The following is a 23,483-nucleotide window of genomic DNA, read 5'->3' as shown; positions in this document are numbered from 1 at the left end:
GTTCCTCTCCCCAAAACTGTAATTTTCGGCCATACCTGTTACTCATTAGCCGGAATTGCCAATGTGCGTGCCTGTCAAATCTCATTGATCATCAATGTTAAAAGGGTATTTTTGTGCGCCCGTTCTGAAGCAAATCACAACATTAAAGACTGTTGAAATTTTTTAAATAATATGAAGAGAATCTACCTCATTTTAAGTGCATTCCTTTTTACCCTGACTGCTTTCTCGCAAAAGCAAATGAGCATTGAGGATGCTGTTTTAGGCCGTTATTCGTATTTGTACCCGCGTCAACTTAGCCGGTTACAATGGCTAAGCGATGACAAACTGATTTACGTCGCTAATGACACGATCTGGGAAACAGGTGTAAAGAAAAATGACAAAAAATTACTGATTAGCGGCACTGCATTGAAAGACGCTGCATCCAAAAAAGAAATTGATTTCGCGAGAATCCCTGCATTCACTACTCAAAATGCGAATGAGCTGGTATTTAATTCAGGAAATACAATTTCTGTTTTCAATCTCAAAAACAGTCAATTCGAATGCGCACTGGAAATCCCCGAAGGCGCAGAAGTGCCCGATTTTAGTGCTGAAGGGCAATCAGTAGCCTACGTAAAAGGTCAAAACCTGTTCATTTTGAAAGGTGGAAAAGAGATGCAGGTAACAAACGAAACACAAGAAGGAATCGTTTGCGGGCGCTATGTTCACCGCCGCGAATTTGGTATTGAAAAAGGCACTTTCTGGTCCCCGTCGGGCAAATACCTGGCTTTTTACCGCAAGGACGAAAGTATGGTAAAAGACTATCCTCTGGTGGATTTTATGACTTGCGAGGCAGAAGAAACACCTGTTAAATACCCAATGGCCGGCATGACCAGCCACCAGGTTACTTTGGGAATTTACAACACCGAAACCGGCGAAACAACCTACCTGAAATCAGGGGGACCAGACGACCATTACCTGACCAACATCAGCTGGGGACCAAATGAAGAATTCATTTATATGGCCGAGTTGAACCGTGAGCAAAACCACATGCAGCTTAATCAATACCGCGTTGCCGGTGGCGAGAAAGTTAAAACGATATTGGAAGAAAGCCGCTCGACTTACGTTGAACCGCAGCACCCAATTCTGTTTTCGAAAACCAACGACAACCAATTTTACTACTGGACCAGAAACGACGGCTGGTTCCACGTTTATCTGTACAATACCGACGGGAAGCTTATCAAGCAACTGACCAAAGGAGACTGGGAAGTAACCGAGTTCTACGGCACCGATGCCAAGGAAAATTACGCGTACATTCAAGCAACTAAAGAAAGCCCGCTGGACCGTCACATCTACCGCGTCAACATCAAAAACGGCGCTATTGAGAAACTGGATTCCGAAGCAGGAACGCACGATGCCGACTTCTCTCCTTCTTTCACCTATTTTACCGACAAGTGGTCGGCCGATGAGAATCCAGGTCAAACCGATTTGTTGACAAGTAGCGGAAAGCTCGTCTATAATATTTCGAAAGCTGAAAATACCTTAGCGGACTATCAACTGGGAGAAAATAAAATCGTTAAACTGACGGCCGCCGACGGTACAACCGATTTGTATGCACGAATGATTCTGCCAACGAATTTCAACCCGAATAAAAAATACCCGACCATTGTTTATGTGTACGGAGGTCCTCATGTTCAGCTGGTGAGAAACACCTGGCACAACGCTGCCGATTGGTGGTTTTACTATATGGCTTCGCAAGGCTATATTCTGTTCACCGTCGATAGTCGTGGATCAGCCAACCGTGGCCAGGCCTTCGAAGAAGTTATTCACCGCCAGCTTGGGATTGAGGAAACGAAAGACCAAATGAAGGGCATTGAATACCTGAAAAGTCTGCCTTATGTCGATCAAAACAGAATTGGCGTGCATGGTTGGAGTTTTGGTGGTTTTATGACACTGAACCTGATGACTCGCCAACCGGAGACCTTCAAAGTTGGCGTGGCCGGTGGCCCGGTTGTGGATTGGGACATGTACGAAGTGATGTACGGCGAACGCTACATGGACACCCCGCAGGAAAACCCTGAAGGCTACAACGAATCGAACATGCTGAACCATGTCGCCGACTTGCAGGGCAAACTCATGCTGATTCACGGCGTTCAGGACGAAACGGTTGTCATGCAACACAGCATGAAGTTTTTACGTGAATGTATTGAGCAAGACAAGCAGGTTGATTTCTTCGCTTACCCAACGCACGAACACAATGTTCGCGGTAAAGACCGGGTACACCTGATGCAAAAAATCAGCCAGTACTTTTTCGATTATTTGAAGGAGTCGCCACAAAAGCAAAATATTAGCCAGGCGTTCTAAAATTCCTCTACTTTCAAAAAAATCTACCTGTCTGGAACTTTCGTTTCACTCCAAGCAGGTAGATTTTTTGTTTCTCACAAGTTCGGTTACCCAATATTATTTATACTGAAGGGGTTCTGGTTTGCGAGGTTGAAAGCTGTAAAAACTGGTTCCACTCAACTCGCGCAAACTAAAGCCAAAGCCACTGGCATCAGGCGGGTGCCCCGGATAAAATGAAAGTCGAAGCTGAATGGTGCGGAAGATTAAACTTTCGTTTCGCAAGCGAACACCACCGCCAATTCCTGTATAATAATTCTGCGTAAAAATATTCTCATCAGCAGATCCAATTATCCCGAGGTCTGCAAAGCCAAAAAAAGCAAAATTGAAATTCAAGATGCTCTTTCGTTGGAAAATGACCGTTTCGGTACTCAACACCAAACGCTGCTGTCCAAGCGCTTCGTCAGAATAAAATCCGCGAATCCCGTAGTTATTTTTCAATGTCAGGTTCTCCTGGTCAAAACGATTGATTCCGTATACATAGCGAAGCTTCAAAAACTGGCGCCCCAACTGTGCCCCCATCCGAAACTGCCGGCTAATGTAGTTCCAGTTCAATTCAAACTGCCCTTGCTCCATCCGATTTGCATTAAAAAAACTGCCCAATCCCACCGATAAAAACATATACGAAGGTTTGTAATTAATGAGGTTTCCGGATGAAAAATACAAATGAGAATACCAGCGATCGGTGGCCTCATTATCGTCGAATCCGAGCACAAATTCGTGGAGAAAACCTTTCGGAATATCTTCCGTGATTCCGTATCCCAAAATGTGGTGGTCGCGAATGTAATAGCGACGCGACAAAGCGATACTTGCCATGTAGAAGTTCGAATTCGAAAAGAGTTGGTTGTTATCTTCCCCCGGATCCGGACGTTCGTAAAAGTTCAAATTCCGGTACCTCCCAGCCAAAACAAGCTGCAAATTATCCTGCGAGGTATTTCCGCCAACCTGAAAAGCATACCCTGCCCAGGCATCGAACGATCTGTAATCCAAAGGTTCTTCAAAACGCAGCGCATCGTTCTCGTAAAAACGATCTGATCTGAAAAGCCTGTAAGAAACCAAACCACCACCCCATTTCGTACTAGTTCGAAGAAATTGCTTTTCGGCATCCAGCAAAACGCCTTCGCGCCTGTAAGTATTTGCGTACGCCAAGGAGAGGTTCACAAAATGCCCGCGGATGTTGTTGATGGAATAGGACGATTCGAATCCTACATTTGGCTCTTCATCAACACTGGTAACAGCGGCAGCTGCAATCTGGTGACCAGCCCCCCAAATATTCTGGTTGTACATTTCAATTTCACCGGAGTCAACCGACCGAAACCGGGCCCGCATCCCAAAGGCAAACACGTCTTTCGTAATTACCGTCATTTCCACATATGAGGTGTCCATAGCGCTCACCTTCGCGCGAATACGAACATCCTTTATAAAAGGCAGCAAACGGATAATACGCTCATTTTCCAGGATGCGCTCCGGATCCAACTCGTCGCCCACATGAAAAAGGATATTCTTTTGAATAATCCGTTCGCTCGTCCGCGTGTGTACTTTGTTCGCAAACTTTTCAATCCCAACATCGGTTACCTTCGCAGTATCCTCGAACGTTGGTCCGAAAATATCCAGCTGTTTTATCGTAATTGATGCGATTTTCTTCCCTTCCAGGCTCTCCAGACGTTCATATTGGTCGAAGAGTTCGTTCGAATGGCTTTTCTCACTAACGATCCGTTCATAAACAAAACGTGTGAAACTATTTTGCTTGATTTTGTCGGTAACACTATCCGGGAACATCGCATTTTGAGAAGAAGTGGTAGCTGTTGTATCAGGTAGAAAATGTTCACCCTGCGCTTGAATCACCAAGGCCAAAAGGAAAATAAATAATATGTACGATTTTGCGCCCATTCGACTTACCAAATACTAAAATTAGGAAGACCTCCTAAAAAAACTAAAGTTTGCCTGCTTAAATTATTTTCAAAGTAGCTAAAATTAAGTTGTAGCTTGTACTTTTTAATAATAAAATTGATTTCCATATTATAACTTTGCCCTCCATGCAGCGATTAAGAAAATTATATCACGATAATATCTACGGCATAATAGGCACTCTCGCATTTCACATTTTGCTTTTGGGTGCAATCCTACTGGCCAATGTTAAAATTGAAGGAGAAGTAAAGGAGGAGGAGATTGTCATCGATTTCAGTCAACCCGAAATTCAACCCGAGACCAAAGAGGAGGCGAAGGAGCAACACGAAGACGAGAATACCCCTGCAAACGATCAGAGCTCCGCGTCCCAAACCAGCAGAAGTAACCGCGCAGTCAATGACGCAGCGAAGAAGGATCCTTTTTTTGACGAGGACTATCAACGGGAGATTGCTGAAGCTCAAAAGCTAGTCGCTGATGTGAACAAGCAATTATCGAAGGAAATACCGGAAATGAAGCAGATTCAAATGCCCGAAGAAACGACAGAAGGCATGGATCCCGATAAAATTTCCAATACGATCTACTCCGGAGAAAGTAACATCCATTACAACCTCGAGGATCGCTATCACGTCAAGCTTCCTATCCCGGTTTACTTGGCACGCGGAGGAGGAAAAATAACAGTAGACATTTGGGTTGCTCCATCGGGTAAAGTCATCAAAGCGCAACTACGCCCCTATTCGGGTATTTCGGACCCAATGCTTCCGGAATATGCATTGCAAGCAGCACTTCGAACCATCTTTAACGCGAAAAACGACGCGCCGTCACTCCAAAAAGGCTTTATTTCTTACACATTTGTGGCCCAATAATCAGCCTTTGTGTAAAAAGAACACTCTTTTAACATCAATTAACAAATTTTTCAACTCTTTTACTGTTTTAGAGCATATCTTTGTGATACGTTTTTTTTCATAAGTTTAGGTTTAGTTAGGTTAGTTAGTTTAGTGAGAAAAGGTAGGCCAGAGGGTCTACCTTTTATTTTTTATCTCCCTATCCCACCACCCCGATTGCCCCGCTCGGTATAAAAATCCCTATCGAATAAAGCTTTCTAGGTAAACATTAAGAAATTCAGAGAAAGAATTAACAAAATAAATAGTGTTATAGTAAATGGCTGAAATCTATAGCAATCAACTCATTAATCTACTTCAGTTTGTTAATGAATCCTAAATCACCAGCACTTCTCAACAAAAATTTTGCCTCTATCTACTTGTTTTTTAAACAATTTATAGACATATTTAACCAGGAATTTCAAAAGAATTTGGATTGCTTGATTTCCTCTATTGTATTAGTTGAATCTGGGGCTTTAATTTTTTTAAATTCAGAAAGAGAATGATATGGTAAACTATACGAATGAAGAACTCCTGCACGGGATTCTTAGGAATGATAACTTAATTCTCCAATACATTTATAAAAACTTCTTTTATAAAATCAATTTCTTTATCAAAAAGAATAGTGGAGATGATGACGACTCGAATGATATTTTTCAGGAAGCGATCATTATTATTTATCGTAAACTGAAATCGAACGATTTGGTGCTGGATTGTTCATTCGAGACATACCTGTACTCTGTTTGTCGCTTTCTTTGGCTAAAACAGCTTGAAAAGCGCAAAAACGAACGTGAAAAGATTCAAGACAACCACGAATTTCACGCGGATATTTACGACAATGCTTTTGAAGCCACAGCAGATATGAACGAAAAATATCGTTTGTATCAAAAGCATTTTAAGAACCTGGGAACTGACTGCCAAAAAGTACTTCAGATGTTCTTCGATAAAGTTCCGCTAAAACAAATCGCTCAAGTCATGGGATTCCAAAGCGAAAAGTACGCAAAGAAACGCAAATACAAGTGCAAAGAATACTTGGTAAAAAGTATTAAACAAGACATTGAATACAAAAAGATATTGGAGAATAACCTGTAAAATCGTTTTACTCGGTACCAATAAAAAAGTCTTCATGGAATCCATGAAGACTTTTTTATTATTGGGCTATCCATTACGTATCTTCTTTTTTCTGCGTCTCAGCTGATCTACCACCAATGCAAGGATGATTACAACGACGATTCCGATAAAATAAAGGTCTTTTCCCATAAACAGAGGAGATGTATTACCTACGGCAACATAGGCCAACCAAAAGTGAGGATGCGCCTTCAAAGGATCTGCATTTTCGATATGCTCCAGTTTCGCCAATCGCAGTGCATCAGCTTTATTTTTACCATTGGAAAGGAATCGGTAAAAACTCCGCATAATTTCAGCTCCCGACTCATCTTCAACTTCCCAAAGCGTCATTATTATAGAGGGACAACCGGCATACAAGAATCCGCGAGCCAAGCTCATTACACCTTCCCCTTTTTGCATCTTTCCGCTACCTGTGTTACACGCACTAAGCACGGCCATTCGGGCGTTTAGCTGCATATTATAAATTTCGCTGGTATTCAACCAACCATCGTCTTCTTTTTCGTCCGCCGTGGGCTTCGCAAAGGCCAGTTTCGAATACATTGGCAAAGTGTCATTCATGATCGTATGCATAGCCAGGTGCAAGACATCGTAATCTTTAGCCAATTGTTTAAAACGAGTCTCTTGTGCCAACGAGTCCTTAAAAATATCACCACTCATAAATTCACTGACATACTCGACTTCTTTATCAACAGCCTGCAACGGCAACAAACCCGCCCGAAATTCAGCGACTTCCGTGTAATCCCGATTATCATTCACATAACTCGGAGCGAAGGCTAAAAGACCATGATCTGCTTTTTTCTTCTGCTCAAAATATTCAAACAGCAACGTCGTCGAGTAAGTATAGCTAATCGAATGCTTCTTGATCAAGTAAGGTAAATTCCGAAAGTTCATCACCGATGTGTCTGGCTGCTCGTACAACAAAGCGTCAAACGGGATGTACGATAATTTATCGTCCGGAATAACCACCAAATTCTTTCCTTCCAGGTCTTGATTCAAATTAGCGAACAAGTCTCGATATAATTCATATGCTGATCCAGCGTAGTGCTGATAATCCGCTTTTGTAGTGTACTGATAATTCGAACTGGTCAAGAACTGGTAGACAAATTCAATTCGATTCATAAATGTAGAATCAATTGGTGTCCTTGAAAAACTAAACTCCTTGTTTGTGATAACAAACCGGAACAAGCCCCCTGAATACTGCCCCTCCTTAGGTTCATCAATTAAATATTCAACAATTGCATCGTGATTTTTTATACGATTCCTGATTTCATCCAGATTGGCGACTTCATTAGCATATTTGAACGAGTAATAATTCGGAAACGAATCTTCTAATAACTGCACCAGTTGAGTGTATTTCTCCGAGTAGTAGAATACCTTACTACTATATAATGCCAATTTTATTGAATCCGGGCTTTCCTGCTGACTCTCTTCATATAGCATTTGCTTATAATTGGAGATATTGATTTTTAGTACATCTTCCCGACTCTGTAAGCTATCCGGGATGCCGCCAAATTGTTTTGCCCTGGAATCTTTCACTGCCGCGAGAAAGCTTGCCGACTTACTTTTCTCTGTCAGCTCAAAACCTTTTGCTACGTACGACTCATCTCCTGTTTGCTTGTAAAGTTTATAACTTAAATTCACCGCTTCTACGAAAGTTGACTGCTGGTTTTCCGAAAGAAAAAGTCGACTATCTTCGGAAACAAACCCCGTCCTGATCTGATGAACCAATTCTATTGCCAACTCCATCGCATCAAGCCCCGATTTGTAATAGTCAACCGCTTCGTTCTTTTTATTCATATTCAGTTTCAGATCTCCCAATGCTGAAAAACACTGCGCTTTTTTCTTCAGTATTTCCAACAACTGAAGTTCTGAAACAGACTGCTCAACCGTCGGATTGGATTTAGGATCTGTATTCTCAAATGTACCTGTTGCTGCGATAATTGATTTTTGATAAAAATCCAGCGCTTTGTAGAAATCATCCTGCTTTTTCAGATTAAAGTCAGACAAATAACTGGCTTCAGAATATCGCAATGAGTAATAATCAGCGTAGTTTAGCATGACTGACGCATACTGAATGCTTTTCTTTGTAAAGTATTTTGCGATTATCTCCTCCGACAAATCATTATAACGAGGAATATCGTCATATTTTTTTATTGAAAGTAAAAACTTGACGTAATCCGTATATTCAATACCTAAATCGTAACTGTTAATTCCTCCAGTCTTTTTTTGCAGAGCAAACGTCTCGTGGTAATATTGCTCAGCCAGATCTATTTCACCAAGCTCTGAATAGATCCTTGCAAGCAAACTGGAGTAGTAGTATTTGACGTCATCGGTAACCTGCCCCATGTGCTCTTCGCATAGTTTGATCGCCTCTTCATATCGTTTTAATGAGAACAACGATTCTGCAATACCAGCTTGAGATAATATCATCCCTGAATAATAATGATCAGGTTCCTTCGAAAATAACCTTAATGCATTTACGCTATATTCATAGCTTTTTAAATAATCTCCTTTAATCTTATAGATAGTACTCAAGTTTCCATAAACAAAGCCCAATCTAGGATACTCCGAGGAATATTCACGGATGTATAGTTTTTCAGCCTCTAAGTAATCATCAATAGCTTTGTCGTAATCCCCTAAGTTCTTATTTTGAATACCAATATTAATAAGCGTCCCCGCTAGCCTATGCGAATTTGCACCGTACTGTATTTCTCTAATTTCCTTAAGTTTTTCAAAATAATCTCTCGATAATTCAAAATCGCCCAGCCGACCAGCTAAAATACCTTCTTTATTATATTGCTTTGCTTTAATAGTATCCTCCAGTGAAACTGCTGTCTTCGATCCCTGAGCACCCGCATTCGAATGAAGTTGTAAAAAAACTAAGAAAAAAATAAAACTAAAAACACTCATTATGAGTGACTTAAGCCTAGTCCTGTTTATTTTTTTCATTTTTCTCTCTTTTTGTGGGGTTACCTTTTCCCTATTTCCCGAATAAAAAAGCGAACAAGGATAATTAAGGAATTTTTAAGTATTAACCATTAAAATTTAAAAGTAATGAAAACTTTATTTGCTAACAACGAAAAAAACATTTTTGATTCATTCGAAGTATTAACAAAAAATGAATTAAACGAAGTTAAAGGCGGAATCAGTAAAGATATTGACATCTACGTTGAAGACCTTGACTAGTAAAATCGAACGACTACCTTATGCCAACTGGAAATAAAATCCACAGCTTCAATAAATTATAAATTAAAGTACGGATTTAAACTAAAAGCAAAATATTTCCATCTAATGGCAAACAAGTAGTTACGATAATTTTCTCACTGTATCTCAAAACGTATTTCTCACTGTATTTTATCGAAGTATTTTGTAGTATTTGACATCAAATAAAAGTCATAGTTTTTCATACTGATAAATTAACACTACAAAATAGCAAAACGACTCAAACTGTTCTTTGTGTGTGCTTAATAAGAAAAATTAAAGAAAGATGATACGTAAATCAAACATAACCGAATACATTGACCGATATCTTAGCCAGGAGTTGACCGGCGACGAGCTAAGAGATTTCAATGCAGAAATGGCCATCAATCCTGACGTGGAGGAAGAAATGGAACTTCACCTGGACATTGAAGCAGCCATCCAGGAAACTGACATCATGGATTTACGCAGCAGCCTGCAAGCAATTGCAAAACAGGAATCTGAAGAAGAATTGGAAGACTTCGTTGTTGCTGAAGGGCAAAACTACAGCTTCGAATTATCTGAAGACATGTCATCTTTCAAAGAATTTAAGTCACCGGTCGACATCAGCGATATTATTAACTTCGGGCAAAGTTTACCAAAACTGCACCTGGCACAACATCGTGTCGCTGAAAAAGAAAACATTCACCAGTACTACAAAGAACAATTCCAGGAAAGTCAATCAAACGACGAAGAATTTGAACTTACACCTTTCGACGAAGCTATCTTTGCTGAAGTACAGCAAGCAATGGCAGAGAAAGATATCGCCGACCTGAGAGCAAACCTGCAGCAGATCTCTGCAAACATGCCGGCTCACGAGTTCAGTTCTAAAGAGATTGACCAGTACATCTACCAGGATTTAGACCCTGATTCACTGAAAGATTTTGAAAGTGAACTGGCCATCAATGAAGGTTTATTCAAAGATGTTGACTTGCACCGGGAAATTGACCTGGCAACAGCTGAAACCGACATTATGGACCTGCGGGCAACCCTGGCATCCATCCAGCAAACCGAGTCTTCCACATCCCGTAAAATCGAGGAAATTGACCAGTTCCTGAATATGGAGCTTTCCGAAGACGAATTGGCTTCCTTTGAATCAGAACTATCAAACAATCCTGATTTAGTTGCAGAACTTGATCTGCACCGCGAAATTGACACTGCCCTGCTGGAAAAAGATGTAATGCATCTGCGTGATAAACTTGACCGCATCAGCAAAGATATCATCAAGGAAAAACGCAAAGAAAGATCATTCATCGCACGAATCCCGAATTCACGCATTGCTGTGGCTACAATTGCTGCCTCGCTCATCCTGCTGATCAGTATTACCAGCCTGTTGAGCCGAAACAAAGTCACCAACGAACGAGAGCTTTACAGCCAGTTTTTCAGACCTTATGAAGCAACCGGTATCTTCCGTTCAAACAACAGTGACCTGGACAGCCAAATCAGCATCGCACTCCATAAATATAACCAGGCTGAATATGCCGAAGCAGTAGGCTTGTTCGAAGAAATCCTGAAAACAGACGCCTCCAACCCGGTGGGTAACTTCTACCAGGGGATGGCTTACCAGGAACTCGGACAGTTCGACAACGCGATCAGATCCTACAACCAGGTAATCAAAGAAAGAAACAACCTGTTTATCGAACAAGCACAATGGTACGCTGCACTTTGCTACCTGCAAAACGATAACCGAAGAAAAGCTTTCAAACAATTCCAGCGCATTGCCGAAAACAATGGCTACTACAGCGAAAAAGCATCGGCAATACTTCGGAAAATGGCTGAAATGGAATAACAAAAACTAAAACAGACAAAAGATATTTTAAAAGATAAGTTAGCAAATAAAGATCGTGCGTTAATACTGACAAATCCTTAGTTCAAAAGTTCCTTAGTTCAAATTATCCATCGTTGGTTACGCAAAGAATCTTTTCGGTATTCATGATGAAATTCCTAATTATCCAAATCCGTTCGAAAAGTAATTCTGAATACCTTTCCTTTTGCAAATACAGTTTTCAATATAATGGTTAAAAGAAAAGCCCGGAGCTATCCGGGCTTTCTTATTTGGTATTGAGTCCAAATTAAATAATCACTCTAATTCTTTTTCGATCCCTGGTACAACTCGTACTTGCGGAAACTACACGAAAGGCTCCCGTTAAAAAGCGGAATCTTTTGAGCCGGTTTCAAGCCAATCCATTTCAGACACTCGTTGGTCGAAATAATCCAGGCTGTTGCACCCTGGAAGCCATGCTTCAGCTTCTCACCAATCATGCTGTAAAAATCCTGGTCTCCCGATTGCAAGCGCTCACCATACGGCGGATTGAAAATCAAAAAATCAGAATCAGACTTCTTATCGAGTTCCTTAAAATCGGAAACCTTCAATCGCAGAATATCGTCGACCTGGATGTATTCTTAAAACCGAATAAAATACTACAAAATTGGTTTTTCAAAAAACTAGACCTTATAAGATTATATTTCTATCAAACCTCTTACACCAACAGCATCTATTGCCTAAACGACAACCATTTCAACTATTCTCCGTTAGAAATCGGATGAAATTGTAAAAAAACTAAGAAAAAAATAAAACCAAAAACACTCATTATGAGTGATTTAAGCCTAGTGCTGTTTATTTTTTTCATTTTTCTCTCTTTTTGTGGGGTTACCTTTTCCCTATTTCCCGAATAAAAAAGCGAACAAGGATAATTAAGGAATTTTTAAGTATTAACCATTAAAATTTAAAAGTAATGAAAACTTTATTTGCTAACAACGAAAAAAACATTTTTGATTCATTCGAAGTATTAACAAAAAATGAATTAAACGAAGTTAAAGGCGGAATCAGTAAAGATATTGACATCTACGTTGAAGACCTTGACTAGTAAAATCGAACGACTACCTTATGCCAACTGGAAATAAAATCCACAGCTTCAATAAATTATAAATTAAAGTACGGATTTAAACTAAAAGCAAAATATTTCCATCTAATGGCAAACAAGTAGTTACGATAATTTTCTCACTGTATCTCAAAACGTATTTCTCACTGTATTTTATCGAAGTATTTTGTAGTATTTGACATCAAATAAAAGTCATAGTTTTTCATACTGATAAATTAACACTACAAAATAGCAAAACGACTCAAACTGTTCTTTGTGTGTGCTTAATAAGAAAAATTAAAGAAAGATGATACGTAAATCAAACATAACCGAATACATTGACCGATATCTTAGCCAGGAGTTGACCGGCGACGAGCTAAGAGATTTCAATGCAGAAATGGCCATCAATCCTGACGTGGAGGAAGAAATGGAACTTCACCTGGACATTGAAGCAGCCATCCAGGAAACTGACATCATGGATTTACGCAGCAGCCTGCAAGCAATTGCAAAACAGGAATCTGAAGAAGAATTGGAAGACTTCGTTGTTGCTGAAGGGCAAAACTACAGCTTCGAATTATCTGAAGACATGTCATCTTTCAAAGAATTTAAGTCACCGGTCGACATCAGCGATATTATTAACTTCGGGCAAAGTTTACCAAAACTGCACCTGGCACAACATCGTGTCGCTGAAAAAGAAAACATTCACCAGTACTACAAAGAACAATTCCAGGAAAGTCAATCAAACGACGAAGAATTTGAACTTACACCTTTCGACGAAGCTATCTTTGCTGAAGTACAGCAAGCAATGGCAGAGAAAGATATCGCCGACCTGAGAGCAAACCTGCAGCAGATCTCTGCAAACATGCCGGCTCACGAGTTCAGTTCTAAAGAGATTGACCAGTACATCTACCAGGATTTAGACCCTGATTCACTGAAAGATTTTGAAAGTGAACTGGCCATCAATGAAGGTTTATTCAAAGATGTTGACTTGCACCGGGAAATTGACCTGGCAACAGCTGAAACCGACATTATGGACCTGCGGGCAACCCTGGCATCCATCCAGCAAACCGAGTCTTCCACATCCCGTAAAATCGAGGAAATTGACCAGTTCCTGAATATGGAGCTTTCCGAAGACGAATTGGCTTCCTTTGAATCAGAACTATCAAACAATCCTGATTTAGTTGCAGAACTTGATCTGCACCGCGAAATTGACACTGCCCTGCTGGAAAAAGATGTAATGCATCTGCGTGATAAACTTGACCGCATCAGCAAAGATATCATCAAGGAAAAACGCAAAGAAAGATCATTCATCGCACGAATCCCGAATTCACGCATTGCTGTGGCTACAATTGCTGCCTCGCTCATCCTGCTGATCAGTATTACCAGCCTGTTGAGCCGAAACAAAGTCACCAACGAACGAGAGCTTTACAGCCAGTTTTTCAGACCTTATGAAGCAACCGGTATCTTCCGTTCAAACAACAGTGACCTGGACAGCCAAATCAGCATCGCACTCCATAAATATAACCAGGCTGAATATGCCGAAGCAGTAGGCTTGTTCGAAGAAATCCTGAAAACAGACGCCTCCAACCCGGTGGGTAACTTCTACCAGGGGATGGCTTACCAGGAACTCGGACAGTTCGACAACGCGATCAGATCCTACAACCAGGTAATCAAAGAAAGAAACAACCTGTTTATCGAACAAGCACAATGGTACGCTGCACTTTGCTACCTGCAAAACGATAACCGAAGAAAAGCTTTCAAACAATTCCAGCGCATTGCCGAAAACAATGGCTACTACAGCGAAAAAGCATCGGCAATACTTCGGAAAATGGCTGAAATGGAATAACAAAAACTAAAACAGACAAAAGATATTTTAAAAGATAAGTTAGCAAATAAAGATCGTGCGTTAATACTGACAAATCCTTAGTTCAAAAGTTCCTTAGTTCAAATTATCCATCGTTGGTTACGCAAAGAATCTTTTCGGTATTCATGATGAAATTCCTAATTATCCAAATCCGTTCGAAAAGTAATTCTGAATACCTTTCCTTTTGCAAATACAGTTTTCAATATAATGGTTAAAAGAAAAGCCCGGAGCTATCCGGGCTTTCTTATTTGGTATTGAGTCCAAATTAAATAATCACTCTAATTCTTTTTCGATCCCTGGTACAACTCGTACTTGCGGAAACTACACGAAAGGCTCCCGTTAAAAAGCGGAATCTTTTGAGCCGGTTTCAAGCCAATCCATTTCAAACACTCGTTGGTCGAAATAATCCAGGCTGTTGCACCCTGGAAGCCATGCTTCAACTTTTCACCAATCATGCTGTAAAAATCCTGGTCTCCCGCCTGTAATCGCTCACCATACGGCGGATTGAAAATCAAAAAATCAGAATCAGACTTCTTATCGAGTTCCTTAAAATCGGAAACCTTCAATCGCAGAATATCGTCGACCTGCGCTTTTTCGGCATGCTTAAAGGCATTATCAATATTGCGACGATCGATATCTGATCCGTAAATTTTCACATCCACATCCTGATGATCAGTTGCACTCTTGATTTGATCGAACGCTTTTTTGTCGAAATCTTTCCAGTTCTCGAAAGCATAGCTTCGTCCAACTTCACCTGGCAACACATTTTTAGCCATCATTGCCGCTTCGATTACGATCGTTCCCGAACCGCACATCGGATCAACCAGAGGTTGAACACCGTCCCATCCGGAAAGCTTCAGCATACCGGCAGCCAACACTTCGCTTATCGGAGCTTCGTGTCGTCCCAGGCGATATCCTCGCTTGTGAAGTGATTCACCGCTACTATCCAGCGAAATGGTACAGGCATTATTGGCAATATGCAAATTCACGATCACCTGCGGAATTTTTGTATCAACAGAGGGGCGTCTCCCACCGACTTTCCGGAATCGATCCACAATAGCATCTTTCAAGCGCAAGGATGCAAACATGGAGTTCTGAAATAAATCACTAAATACCACACTTTGAACTGCAAATGTTTTATCGGAATCGAAATAATCTTCCCACTTGATTTTCAAAGCCTGGTGATACAAATCATCAACCTGGAGAATCTTAAACGTTCGCACATTCACCAAAACTTTCAGTGCTGTACGCAAGGTATAATTAGCCCGGTAAACCATCTCCAGATCACCGGAAAAATAAACGGCACGACGAGCCACCTGGACATCGTCGGCCTGCATGGCCATCAGTTCCTGTGCCAATACGTCTTCCAGACCGGCATAGGTCGTCGCGACCAATTGGTATGTTTCAATCATTCTTTTTTGATTTTTTAGATGCCCGCTCCATCCTTAAAGGAGCTTTCGCGCGCTTTAAATTGAAGCACTTTCGAGTTCGGTGCCACATTATTTGTAACCCATACGTTACCACCAATAACAGAGTCGTGACCAATCCGAATCCGACCTAAAATAGTCGCCTGTGCGTAAATGATCACGTTATCTTCCACAATCGGGTGACGCGGAACACCTTTTATCGGGTTGCCTTGCTCGTCCAGCGGAAAACTTTTGGCACCCAACGTAACCCCCTGATAGAGTTTCACATTATTACCGATAATACAGGTCGAACCAATTACCACACCTGTTCCGTGGTCAATTGTGAATGATTCGCCAATTTCCGCTTTCGGGTGAATGTCGATGCCTGTTTCGGAGTGAGCCATTTCCGAGATAATTCTGGGAATGAGCGGCACTCCCAATTGCATCAAACGATGTGCAATGCGGTAGTTCGAAATAGCCCGAACAGCCGGGTAGCAGTAAATCACCTCTCCCCGACTTTTTGCTGCCGGATCGCCAACAAAAGCGATTTCAACATCAGTAACCAAAATCCGTCGGATTTCAGGTAAAAAAGCGATGAAGTCGGCCGCCAGACTCTGAGCATATTTCTCTTGTTCTTTAAAGTCAATGCTTTTCCGGTCTTCACATTCGAAGCACAATCCGGCCAAAATCTGTTCAGACAAAAGGGTGAACAACTCATCGAGATACACACCCATGTAATGGCGAACTGTATTGGGCCTCAAACTGGTGTTCCCGAAGAAACCCGGAAAAAGAATCTCCCGGATCATGTTGACTATTGTCCCTAACTTTTCGGATGAAGGCACCGGCTCTCCCAACCGATGCTCGCGGCAAACCGAATTATACGATGTTGAATCGGCCAGCAACTCAACCGTATTATTTATTTTGGATAAAATTGAACTATCAGAATGCATTTTTATCGTCGTTAAAAAGGGTTGTACTTAAATATCTCTCTCCTGTATCGCAAACAATAACAACCAAGTGCTTGTCTCTGTTTTCCTCGCGCTTTGCTATTTGCAGCGCCGCATAAACATTTGCGCCCGAAGAAATACCACACAATACGCCTTCTTCTTTTGCGAGAGACCGGGCTGTTTCAAAGGCAACATCGTCGGCAACCGGGAATACTTCGTTGTATGATTTCGTATTTAAAACGCCGGGGATAAATCCAGGCCCAATTCCCTGGATCTTATGCGCCCCCGGAGGATTTCCTGCCAAAACCGAAGAGTTGGTTGGTTCCACAACAACCGTGTAAACCGATGGCTTCAACTCTTTCAGCGCTTCAGAAACGCCGGTAATTGTACCGCCTGTTCCAGCACCCGCCACAAAGAGGTCAACTTTGCCTTCGGTGTCGTTCCAGATTTCCTGCGCCGTAGTCTTCCGGTGCATTTCCACATTTGCCGGGTTTTCAAATTGCATCGGTATGAATGAATTATCGATCTCAGCAGCCAATTCTTCCGCTTTGGCAATTGCTTCCTTCATGCCGCCTTTGGGTGAAGTCAGCACCAACTCCGCGCCGTAAGCATTCAGCAACATCCGCCTTTCAACTGAGACACTTTCCGGCATGACAATTTTCAGTTGATAACCGCGTACCGCACAAACCATCGCCAAACCAATTCCTGTATTTCCACTTGTCGGTTCAATAATAACCGTTTCCGAATTGATGATATTCTGGCTTTCCGCAGCATTTATCATCGCCAATGAAAGCCGATCCTTCACCGAACCACCTGGATTTTGAGATTCCAACTTCAAATAAACATGCGCACAACAATCTTTCGACAGCTTATTCAGTTTGACCAGAGGGGTTTTGCCAATGAGCTGTAATACATCAGATGCAATTTTCATAACATTGAATTTTAGTATCGAATTTGCAGCAGCCGGCCTCGAAAGCCGCACTGCTGAACCTAACAAAAGTCACCTTTTTCCGTTTGATAAGCAAATATAATCGGGGGCAATCACCGAAAGTTGAATCCATTTATTGCAGCGATCGCGTTTTGCAATCGCTCCTCCCCTTCGCCACCAATTTCAACGAAAGGAAGATTGCGTTGTATCAACTCTGTCTTGTAGATTTCGTAGAGTTTCTCGCGAACTTCGCCGCCGTTTTCCCGCAGTGGATCGGGCTCCCAGGGAATATCGGGTTTACACAACAGGTACAAACCAATCGGATAGTCCGCAATGGATTGTTCGAGCCATTCCGGACGTCTGTTGTAAACCCAGTCGAACCAAACTTTGGTAACGATTAACCAGGTGTCGAAAAACGCATAGGCTGAATCACCGGCAACAGCTTCCTGGTATTGCGACAATTGCCCCTTTGCAATCGCTTCAACATCTTCAAACTGGTAATGGTAATCAGCGCTTTTATCTTGCAGGTACGTACGTGCGAATTCTGGGTAATATTTTCCGACGAAATGCTCTGCCAAATCTTTCGATAGTGTACTCTTGGCGGTTGACTCCGGTCCGGTCAGGACGATCAGTTTCTTCATCACTCTCGCGTTAAACTGATTCGTACTCGAGTGTTTTCAACTCGTTTCGCCATTTCAAGTAGCCCACAAAAGCCATAACGGTGTACACCATGAATAAAACGAAAGTCGGCCACAGTCCTTTTATCGCATACAATACAGCCGAGAAGAAATCGACAAAAACCCAGATTAGCCAGTGTTCCAAGTATTTTCGGGCGAGCATCCAGGTGGCAACCAGGCTCAATGCCGTGGTCAGCGCATCGCCCATTGGCACCGGCGAATCCGTATAATGTTGCAGTACAAATTCAATCAGTACAAAAAACAACACGCTCGCACCAACAAGCCACAACCAAAGCTTCTGCGGCGTTTGGCTAACTTCCAATTGTGAATCTTCTTTCGGGTTGCCTTTCAACCAAAAATACCAACCGTAGAGGCTGACCACAACGTAGTAGACCTGCAGCGCCATGTCGGCGTAAAACTTGGCAACGAAAAATACATACACATACAAAGCCGATGAGAGTAATCCCACCGGCCATGTTAAAATATTTTGTTTGATAGACAGGAAAATGTAGACAAATCCAAGAATGGTTCCTGTTACCTCCACCCAGTTGGCAACCAGCCAACTCGTTATCGTTTCGCTCATTTCTTATTTTTCAGCCAGAATTTTTTCGTAGTTCGAGTTGTTTTCAAGAACCTCCACAGCCTTCTTGATGATTTCTTCGTCCTTGTTGATGACCTGGAAGTAGTAATTTGTACCGAAAACATCACGTGCAATCAGAGCTTTTCCCAGTTTTTTAATCAGCGGTCGAGCAAAATCAATGCTTTCCTTATCGCTGTCAACTTTCTCTTCTGCAGCCTGAGCGATCACATTTTCAACGAACTCATCGCCAATCGAGAATTTATTGTCATAGGATGCAAAATCAGGGTATTTATTCTTGATCGTTTCCCTGTTGCTGTCCAGGTAAGTCAATATTGCTGTATTCAGAATATTTCGACGAATCACCTGGTTATAAAAAGCATAGTTTGAAGTTGTATCCAGGGGAACGAAAACGTCGGGCATAATACCTCCGCCCCCATAAACTTCACGCTTATTTACCAGGGTTGAATAAACCTGGCTTTTATCCAGATGAATACTATCGGCTGAGAACAATTCACCACTCTCGAAGCGGTGCAGATAATCCTCTCGATATTCTTCCACACCTTTGTCGTACGGTTTTTGAATACAGCGACCGCTTGGTGTGTAATAGTGAGCTGTAGTCAATCGAACAACTGATCCGTCGGTTAAGGGGAATGGTTGTTGCACCAGTCCTTTTCCAAACGAACGACGACCGATAATCAGACCGCGATCCCAATCCTGAATAGCGCCCGAAACGATTTCACTCGCTGAAGCAGAACCTTCATCGATCAGCACCACCAAGCGTCCGTGTTCAAATTCACCCACAGCGCTCGATTCGTAATCTTTGCGACGATCATTATTTCCTTCAGTATAAACCACCAATTTATCGGGGCCCAGGAACTGGTCGGCTAACTCAATCGCCTTTTTCAGGTATCCACCACCATTTCCACGAAGATCCAAAACGAGGTTTTCCAAGCCCGGATTCTTTTTCAAATCGGCAATTGCCGTATCAAACTCGTCTGTAGTCGTCGCTGCAAAGCGATTGATTTTGATGTAACCAGTATGATCGTTGAGCATGTATGATGCGTCCAAACTGTAAAGCGGAATTTTGTCGCGAATAATCGTGAAATCCAGTAGGCTGACCTCTCGGTTACGCTGAACCTGCAGATCAACACGGGTTCCCTTGTCGCCGCGTAGCATGTCCATTACATCGCTGTTTTGAAGACCGACACCAGCAATTGGCTTGCCGTCGACCACCATAATGCGGTCGCCGGGCATCAACCCGACTTTTTCAGATGGTCCACCGGGGATAGTTGTTACCACCATTAAAGTATCGCGCAAAATATTGAATGAAATGCCGATTCCCTCGAAGCTTCCCACGAGCGGCTCATTCATTTTTTCAACTTCTTCTTTAGAAATATAAACAGAGTGCGGATCCAATTTCGAAAGCAAATCGACGATTGCTTCGTCCGTTAACTTGTCCACATTGGTCGAGTCTACATAATAGCTATCGATTAACCGGAGCAACCGGCCAAACTTAATCATGCTCTCCTGAACATCTTGTGCTTGAGCAGGGGCTGCCCCCATGAGAAATGCAAAAAAAACTGCAATTCCAATCAACCTTAATTTCCAACTCCTATTCATCTGTTTTCCTCCTAAGAAAGTGTGGCACTTCGGCCAGTGTTCAAATAAAAAACCATTTTCAGGGCCTTCAAATTGTGCACCAGAAATGGTTTGTAAATGTATTTCTGCTTTGAAAGCTAAAGATAGAATAAATATCCCTACTCCTCAAAAAACACACGAAGGGCATAAAAAGTTAAGTTGACAACACCTTCATTTCACTGGCTATCAACACTAGACAAAGAAAAAATTCCGCAAAAAGCCCGAAAAGACTAATAAAACAATGCTTTCAGTTGATCGTCGGATATTGAAAATTTTGGATTGAAATCTTCTGATTCCATGAATTGAATAATCGAGCGATACAATTGCGTGGCTTCAGGATTATCGCTCAACTTGTTCAACTGAGACATGCAAACCAATAGTCTACCGTTCCCGACCTTGAATTCGAAAATCATCCCCAACTTGTGGTCGCGCTCCAAATTATCGATAACCTGAACGATAGGCAAATAGTTTTCGGGAAGACTATCCAGGATAAGCGAATTACTCGCCTTTATAATCGAAAACCATTGCCAGTTGGTGTGAAAATCGGTTGGAAAATCATTGAACACCGGATGTTTCGGATCCATCAAAAGTCCTAAAGTTCCCGGCGAAACCGGTTTTTTCACCCATTCGCTGATTCCTTTAAACATACCATAATTCCAAAATTCAGGAGGAAAATGTCCAGCCACGCTGTTGTCTTTCACATCTTCTGTTTGGGGAAACAAAAGCACTTTTGCCCCCTTGTGCAGTTTTTCAAAAACAGAAGCGCTGAGCTTTTCTGCAACAACAATATCTGATGGCAATTCCGGGTTGCCAGCTGCCGGGTAAATCCAAATTGGATAGGTATTTGAATAGCCTGTTCCCGGCAACGAAATATCCAGACTCAATTCGGAAGCTTTGTCAACCGCAGCTAAATTGACGTCAAGCTCGCCAACAGACGAAAGTCCTCCTTCCGGAATTTGAAGCGCATCAAAACTTCCCTGTTCGACCACCGAACCATCCGCACGACTCAACTTCCAGTCAAAACTACCATCGATGGTTTTGTTTGAATAGTTAGCAACGACCAATTGGGCTTGAAAAGTCTCCTGATTGGTCCAGCAATATTTCGGGAACTCAGCCAACAAAACAATATCATTGCACGATTGCTTCCATGCTTCCGGTGTAATCACTCCTTTGCTGTCCATAAAAGCATCCAGAATCCCAACAAGAGCAGTTCCCTGCCCCGGAAAATCCTGCAAATCCAGCAACTGAAAGCCAGCCATTCCTTTGGTTCGGATAGCTGCTTCCATTTCTGCCTTGTAGCACAGCGCCGCCCAAGCTCCCGAGGCCTTCTGAAATTGACTGTCCATTTCACCCATTCCCGCCTTCACCAATCGATCGCGGAATACTTCAAGATTACGCGCCTGCAAAACGCCGGTATATTTATCAATTTCACTGTAATCCGGATAAATCTGGTATTGCCCGATTTCGTGACTGATCAATGGAATCGGTATCTGCGAAACGGCAAAATCAAAATCGACATCGGTCGACGGAGTTTGTGTGTTCAGAATTCCGCCATCGGTCGCGTCGGCAAAAGCATGAGTCAAACGAGCATGCCCTAAAATCGAATCGCCATGCTCCGGAACCCGCGCTCCTACAAAGAAGTCGCTATAGTCTTTCGGAGCCAGATAGCCAATATTTACGTTCGATCCCATCGTGTACAAGGGGCGATTGTCGTACTCTTTAAAAGCGAGGATATTCTTTTCAACCCGATCATGTCCACTCCAAATTTCATTGCCGGGCGAAAACATCACAAAAGAAGGGTGATTTGCATAAGCGTTCAACATGGCAAAACCTTCTTCCTTGAGCATGTCCGCAATGGTATCCGCATCCAGTCCTCCCCAAAACGGCAACTCCGCCTGCAGATAAATTCCTTCCTCGTCTGCAGCTGTGAAAGCTGCTTCTGGCGGACAATAGGTGTGAAAACGATAATGATTGATTCCGTAAGTTTTAGCGATGCGATAAACCCGACGCCAATCGTCAACGTTCATCGGCGTAAATCCGGTTAACGGGAAAACAGCCGCTTCATGCTTTCCACGCAAAAATACGGTGCGACCATTAATGGTAAATTGGGTTCCTTTTGCTGCGAACTTGCGCATCCCGAAAGGCACAGTCATCGCTTCCTCTGCATCGCCTGCTGATATCACGGCTGTTAAATGATAAATGGGTTGCTGGTAGTCGTCCCATAAATCACAAGGCTCATCAAACTGGTATTCCAATTCGATTTCATTTTTCGATTCGACGCTCATTTTTTGCGATTTCAGGCGAGTGGCTTTCCCATCCAGCGTTTTCTCCACCTGCAGTTCTACGGTCAGTTTGGATTCGGGCATTGGATTAGCAATCTCCAGTTTGACTGCAATTTTTTGCTGATCAATATCCGGATAAACCTGCAGATTTTTGACATGTGTTCTTGCGGAAGCTTCGAGATATATTTGACCGATGATACCATTCCAGTTGGTTTGTGTATCGTCGGAATAAATATGAACGTTTCCATACGGAGTCAAGGGCAGGTCGTTATTAACCATCACCGTTATAAAATGTTCGCCTGGCGCCAAATAGTCCGAAACATCAAACTGTTGCGGCGACTGTAGCAGATGCGAGCCACCAACCAACACGCTGTCAATCCAAACTTTGGTCGATTTGGTTCGCTCTAAAACCAGTTGAACATGCTTATTTTCAAAATTTTCCGTGACAACTACTTTCTTGCGATACCAGGCTGGCCCTTCATATTTATAAATCCGGTTGAGATGCATCGTTGTGGTATCGGTGTTCAGAAAGCCTTTGTGATTGGAATCCGTTGTTCCGGGCAATTGCAGAGAATCTGTCAAATCCATGGAATACCAATGTTGTTCAATACCGAGTTGAGCGGTATCCAACGCAAATTGCCACTCTCCTTGTAAATCAATTTTCTGACGATAACTTACTGAAGATTGTTGGCAGGAGACCAATAAAAGCGCAAAAAGGCAATAAACTAAAGCGGAAGAAAATACGCGCAGTTTCATAAGATTGAGGTTGTTGG

The 23,483-nt window shown here is 42.2% G+C and carries 17 protein-coding genes; 7 read left to right on the top strand and 10 right to left on the bottom strand.

All coding sequences use genetic code 11. The features are described from left to right. Positions 1 to 171 precede the first annotated feature (171 nt). Complete coding sequence (locus tag BC643_RS00265; RefSeq protein WP_120271177.1) at positions 172 to 2,340, top strand: S9 family peptidase; 2,169 nt, start codon at positions 172 to 174, stop codon at positions 2,338 to 2,340. A gap of 96 nt (positions 2,341 to 2,436) precedes the next feature. Here the strand turns inward: BC643_RS00265 and BC643_RS00260 are convergent, their stop codons facing one another. Next, positions 2,437 to 4,266, bottom strand: coding sequence for a BamA/TamA family outer membrane protein (locus BC643_RS00260; RefSeq protein ID WP_120271176.1), 1,830 nt, complete (start codon positions 4,264 to 4,266; stop codon positions 2,437 to 2,439). Positions 4,267 to 4,412: 146 nt separating this feature from the next. Between BC643_RS00260 and BC643_RS00255 the strand changes: the two genes are divergently transcribed. Together BC643_RS00255 and BC643_RS00250 are read left to right on the top strand one after the other, a co-directional pair. After that, positions 4,413 to 5,147: an energy transducer TonB gene (locus BC643_RS00255; RefSeq protein ID WP_120271175.1), complete on the top strand. Its 735-nt coding sequence runs from the start codon at positions 4,413 to 4,415 to the stop codon at positions 5,145 to 5,147. A gap of 522 nt (positions 5,148 to 5,669) precedes the next feature. Further along, entirely contained in the window at positions 5,670 to 6,254 is a 585-nt protein-coding gene (locus tag BC643_RS00250) for an RNA polymerase sigma factor (protein WP_120271174.1), read from the top strand. A gap of 66 nt (positions 6,255 to 6,320) precedes the next feature. Here the strand turns inward: BC643_RS00250 and BC643_RS00245 are convergent, their stop codons facing one another. Next, positions 6,321 to 9,239, bottom strand: a complete 2,919-nt coding sequence (locus tag BC643_RS00245; RefSeq protein WP_120271173.1) for a CHAT domain-containing protein — start codon at positions 9,237 to 9,239, stop codon at positions 6,321 to 6,323. Positions 9,240 to 9,344: 105 nt separating this feature from the next. Here BC643_RS00245 and BC643_RS00240 point away from each other — a divergent pair, with 105 nt between their 5' ends. Next, positions 9,345 to 9,476 carry a bacteriocin gene (locus BC643_RS00240; RefSeq protein WP_120271171.1) on the top strand — a complete coding sequence of 44 codons (132 nt, stop codon included), beginning with the start codon at positions 9,345 to 9,347 and terminating at the stop codon, positions 9,474 to 9,476. 301 nt (positions 9,477 to 9,777) lie between these two features. Then, positions 9,778 to 11,316, top strand: coding sequence for a tetratricopeptide repeat protein (locus tag BC643_RS00235; RefSeq protein WP_120271170.1), 1,539 nt, complete (start codon positions 9,778 to 9,780; stop codon positions 11,314 to 11,316). Between the two features lie 296 nt (positions 11,317 to 11,612). Here BC643_RS00235 and BC643_RS00230 read toward each other — a convergent pair whose 3' ends face one another. Then, complete coding sequence (locus tag BC643_RS00230; RefSeq protein ID WP_120271172.1) at positions 11,613 to 11,924, bottom strand: hypothetical protein; 312 nt, start codon at positions 11,922 to 11,924, stop codon at positions 11,613 to 11,615. A gap of 338 nt (positions 11,925 to 12,262) precedes the next feature. Between BC643_RS00230 and BC643_RS00225 the strand changes: the two genes are divergently transcribed. Next, the gene (locus BC643_RS00225; protein ID WP_120271171.1) at positions 12,263 to 12,394 is read left to right on the top strand and encodes a bacteriocin; all 132 of its coding nucleotides are present in this window, start codon (positions 12,263 to 12,265) and stop codon (positions 12,392 to 12,394) included. A 301-nt stretch (positions 12,395 to 12,695) separates the two neighbouring features. Next, positions 12,696 to 14,234 (top strand): tetratricopeptide repeat protein, encoded by a 1,539-nt coding sequence (locus tag BC643_RS00220; RefSeq protein WP_120271170.1) that lies wholly within the window; start codon positions 12,696 to 12,698, stop codon positions 14,232 to 14,234. Positions 14,235 to 14,530: 296 nt separating this feature from the next. On the opposite strand, the gene BC643_RS00215 is transcribed toward BC643_RS00220, so the two are convergent. The 7 genes from BC643_RS00215 to BC643_RS00185 all read right to left on the bottom strand — a co-directional run bounded on the left by BC643_RS00215 (position 14,531) and on the right by BC643_RS00185 (position 23,466). Further along, positions 14,531 to 15,664, bottom strand: coding sequence for a THUMP domain-containing class I SAM-dependent RNA methyltransferase (locus tag BC643_RS00215; RefSeq protein ID WP_120271169.1), 1,134 nt, complete (start codon positions 15,662 to 15,664; stop codon positions 14,531 to 14,533). A gap of 14 nt (positions 15,665 to 15,678) precedes the next feature. Next, positions 15,679 to 16,608 carry a serine O-acetyltransferase gene (locus BC643_RS00210; protein ID WP_120271168.1) on the bottom strand — a complete coding sequence of 310 codons (930 nt, stop codon included), beginning with the start codon at positions 16,606 to 16,608 and terminating at the stop codon, positions 15,679 to 15,681. Beyond that, positions 16,598 to 17,536, bottom strand: a complete 939-nt coding sequence (gene cysK, locus BC643_RS00205; RefSeq protein ID WP_120274080.1) for a cysteine synthase A — start codon at positions 17,534 to 17,536, stop codon at positions 16,598 to 16,600. The genes BC643_RS00210 and cysK overlap by 11 nt, the downstream gene beginning before the upstream one ends. A 110-nt stretch (positions 17,537 to 17,646) precedes the next feature. Continuing rightward, positions 17,647 to 18,174: an AAA family ATPase gene (locus BC643_RS00200; protein WP_120271167.1), complete on the bottom strand. Its 528-nt coding sequence runs from the start codon at positions 18,172 to 18,174 to the stop codon at positions 17,647 to 17,649. A 10-nt stretch (positions 18,175 to 18,184) separates the two neighbouring features. After that, entirely contained in the window at positions 18,185 to 18,793 is a 609-nt protein-coding gene (gene pnuC / locus BC643_RS00195; RefSeq protein WP_120271166.1) for a nicotinamide riboside transporter PnuC, read from the bottom strand. A gap of 3 nt (positions 18,794 to 18,796) precedes the next feature. Further along, positions 18,797 to 20,311, bottom strand: a complete 1,515-nt coding sequence (locus BC643_RS00190) for a S41 family peptidase (protein ID WP_211337940.1) — start codon at positions 20,309 to 20,311, stop codon at positions 18,797 to 18,799. Between the two features lie 347 nt (positions 20,312 to 20,658). Next, positions 20,659 to 23,466: a sugar-binding domain-containing protein gene (locus BC643_RS00185; RefSeq protein ID WP_120271164.1), complete on the bottom strand. Its 2,808-nt coding sequence runs from the start codon at positions 23,464 to 23,466 to the stop codon at positions 20,659 to 20,661. Positions 23,467 to 23,483: the final 17 nt, after the last annotated feature.

Source organism: Mangrovibacterium diazotrophicum (genome assembly GCF_003610535.1).
GTDB lineage: Bacteria > Bacteroidota > Bacteroidia > Bacteroidales > Prolixibacteraceae > Mangrovibacterium > Mangrovibacterium diazotrophicum.
This window is presented reverse-complemented; position numbering and strand designations above follow the sequence as displayed.

What these genes read in the sequence shown, in the direction of transcription:
- BC643_RS00265 (WP_120271177.1), top strand. Translation starts at nt 172, where the DNA reads ATGAAGAGAATCTACCTCATTTTAAGTGCATTCCTTTTTACCCTGACT.
- BC643_RS00260 (WP_120271176.1), bottom strand. Translation starts at nt 4,266, where the DNA reads ATGGGCGCAAAATCGTACATATTATTTATTTTCCTTTTGGCCTTGGTG.
- BC643_RS00255 (WP_120271175.1), top strand. Translation starts at nt 4,413, where the DNA reads ATGCAGCGATTAAGAAAATTATATCACGATAATATCTACGGCATAATA.
- BC643_RS00250 (WP_120271174.1), top strand. Translation starts at nt 5,670, where the DNA reads ATGGTAAACTATACGAATGAAGAACTCCTGCACGGGATTCTTAGGAAT.
- BC643_RS00245 (WP_120271173.1), bottom strand. Translation starts at nt 9,239, where the DNA reads ATGAAAAAAATAAACAGGACTAGGCTTAAGTCACTCATAATGAGTGTT.
- BC643_RS00240 (WP_120271171.1), top strand. Translation starts at nt 9,345, where the DNA reads ATGAAAACTTTATTTGCTAACAACGAAAAAAACATTTTTGATTCATTC.
- BC643_RS00235 (WP_120271170.1), top strand. Translation starts at nt 9,778, where the DNA reads ATGATACGTAAATCAAACATAACCGAATACATTGACCGATATCTTAGC.
- BC643_RS00225 (WP_120271171.1), top strand. Translation starts at nt 12,263, where the DNA reads ATGAAAACTTTATTTGCTAACAACGAAAAAAACATTTTTGATTCATTC.
- BC643_RS00220 (WP_120271170.1), top strand. Translation starts at nt 12,696, where the DNA reads ATGATACGTAAATCAAACATAACCGAATACATTGACCGATATCTTAGC.
- BC643_RS00215 (WP_120271169.1), bottom strand. Translation starts at nt 15,664, where the DNA reads ATGATTGAAACATACCAATTGGTCGCGACGACCTATGCCGGTCTGGAA.
- BC643_RS00210 (WP_120271168.1), bottom strand. Translation starts at nt 16,608, where the DNA reads ATGCATTCTGATAGTTCAATTTTATCCAAAATAAATAATACGGTTGAG.
- cysK (WP_120274080.1), bottom strand. Translation starts at nt 17,536, where the DNA reads ATGAAAATTGCATCTGATGTATTACAGCTCATTGGCAAAACCCCTCTG.
- BC643_RS00200 (WP_120271167.1), bottom strand. Translation starts at nt 18,174, where the DNA reads ATGAAGAAACTGATCGTCCTGACCGGACCGGAGTCAACCGCCAAGAGT.
- pnuC (WP_120271166.1), bottom strand. Translation starts at nt 18,793, where the DNA reads ATGAGCGAAACGATAACGAGTTGGCTGGTTGCCAACTGGGTGGAGGTA.
- BC643_RS00190 (WP_211337940.1), bottom strand. Translation starts at nt 20,311, where the DNA reads ATGATTAAGTTTGGCCGGTTGCTCCGGTTAATCGATAGCTATTATGTA.
- BC643_RS00185 (WP_120271164.1), bottom strand. Translation starts at nt 23,466, where the DNA reads ATGAAACTGCGCGTATTTTCTTCCGCTTTAGTTTATTGCCTTTTTGCG.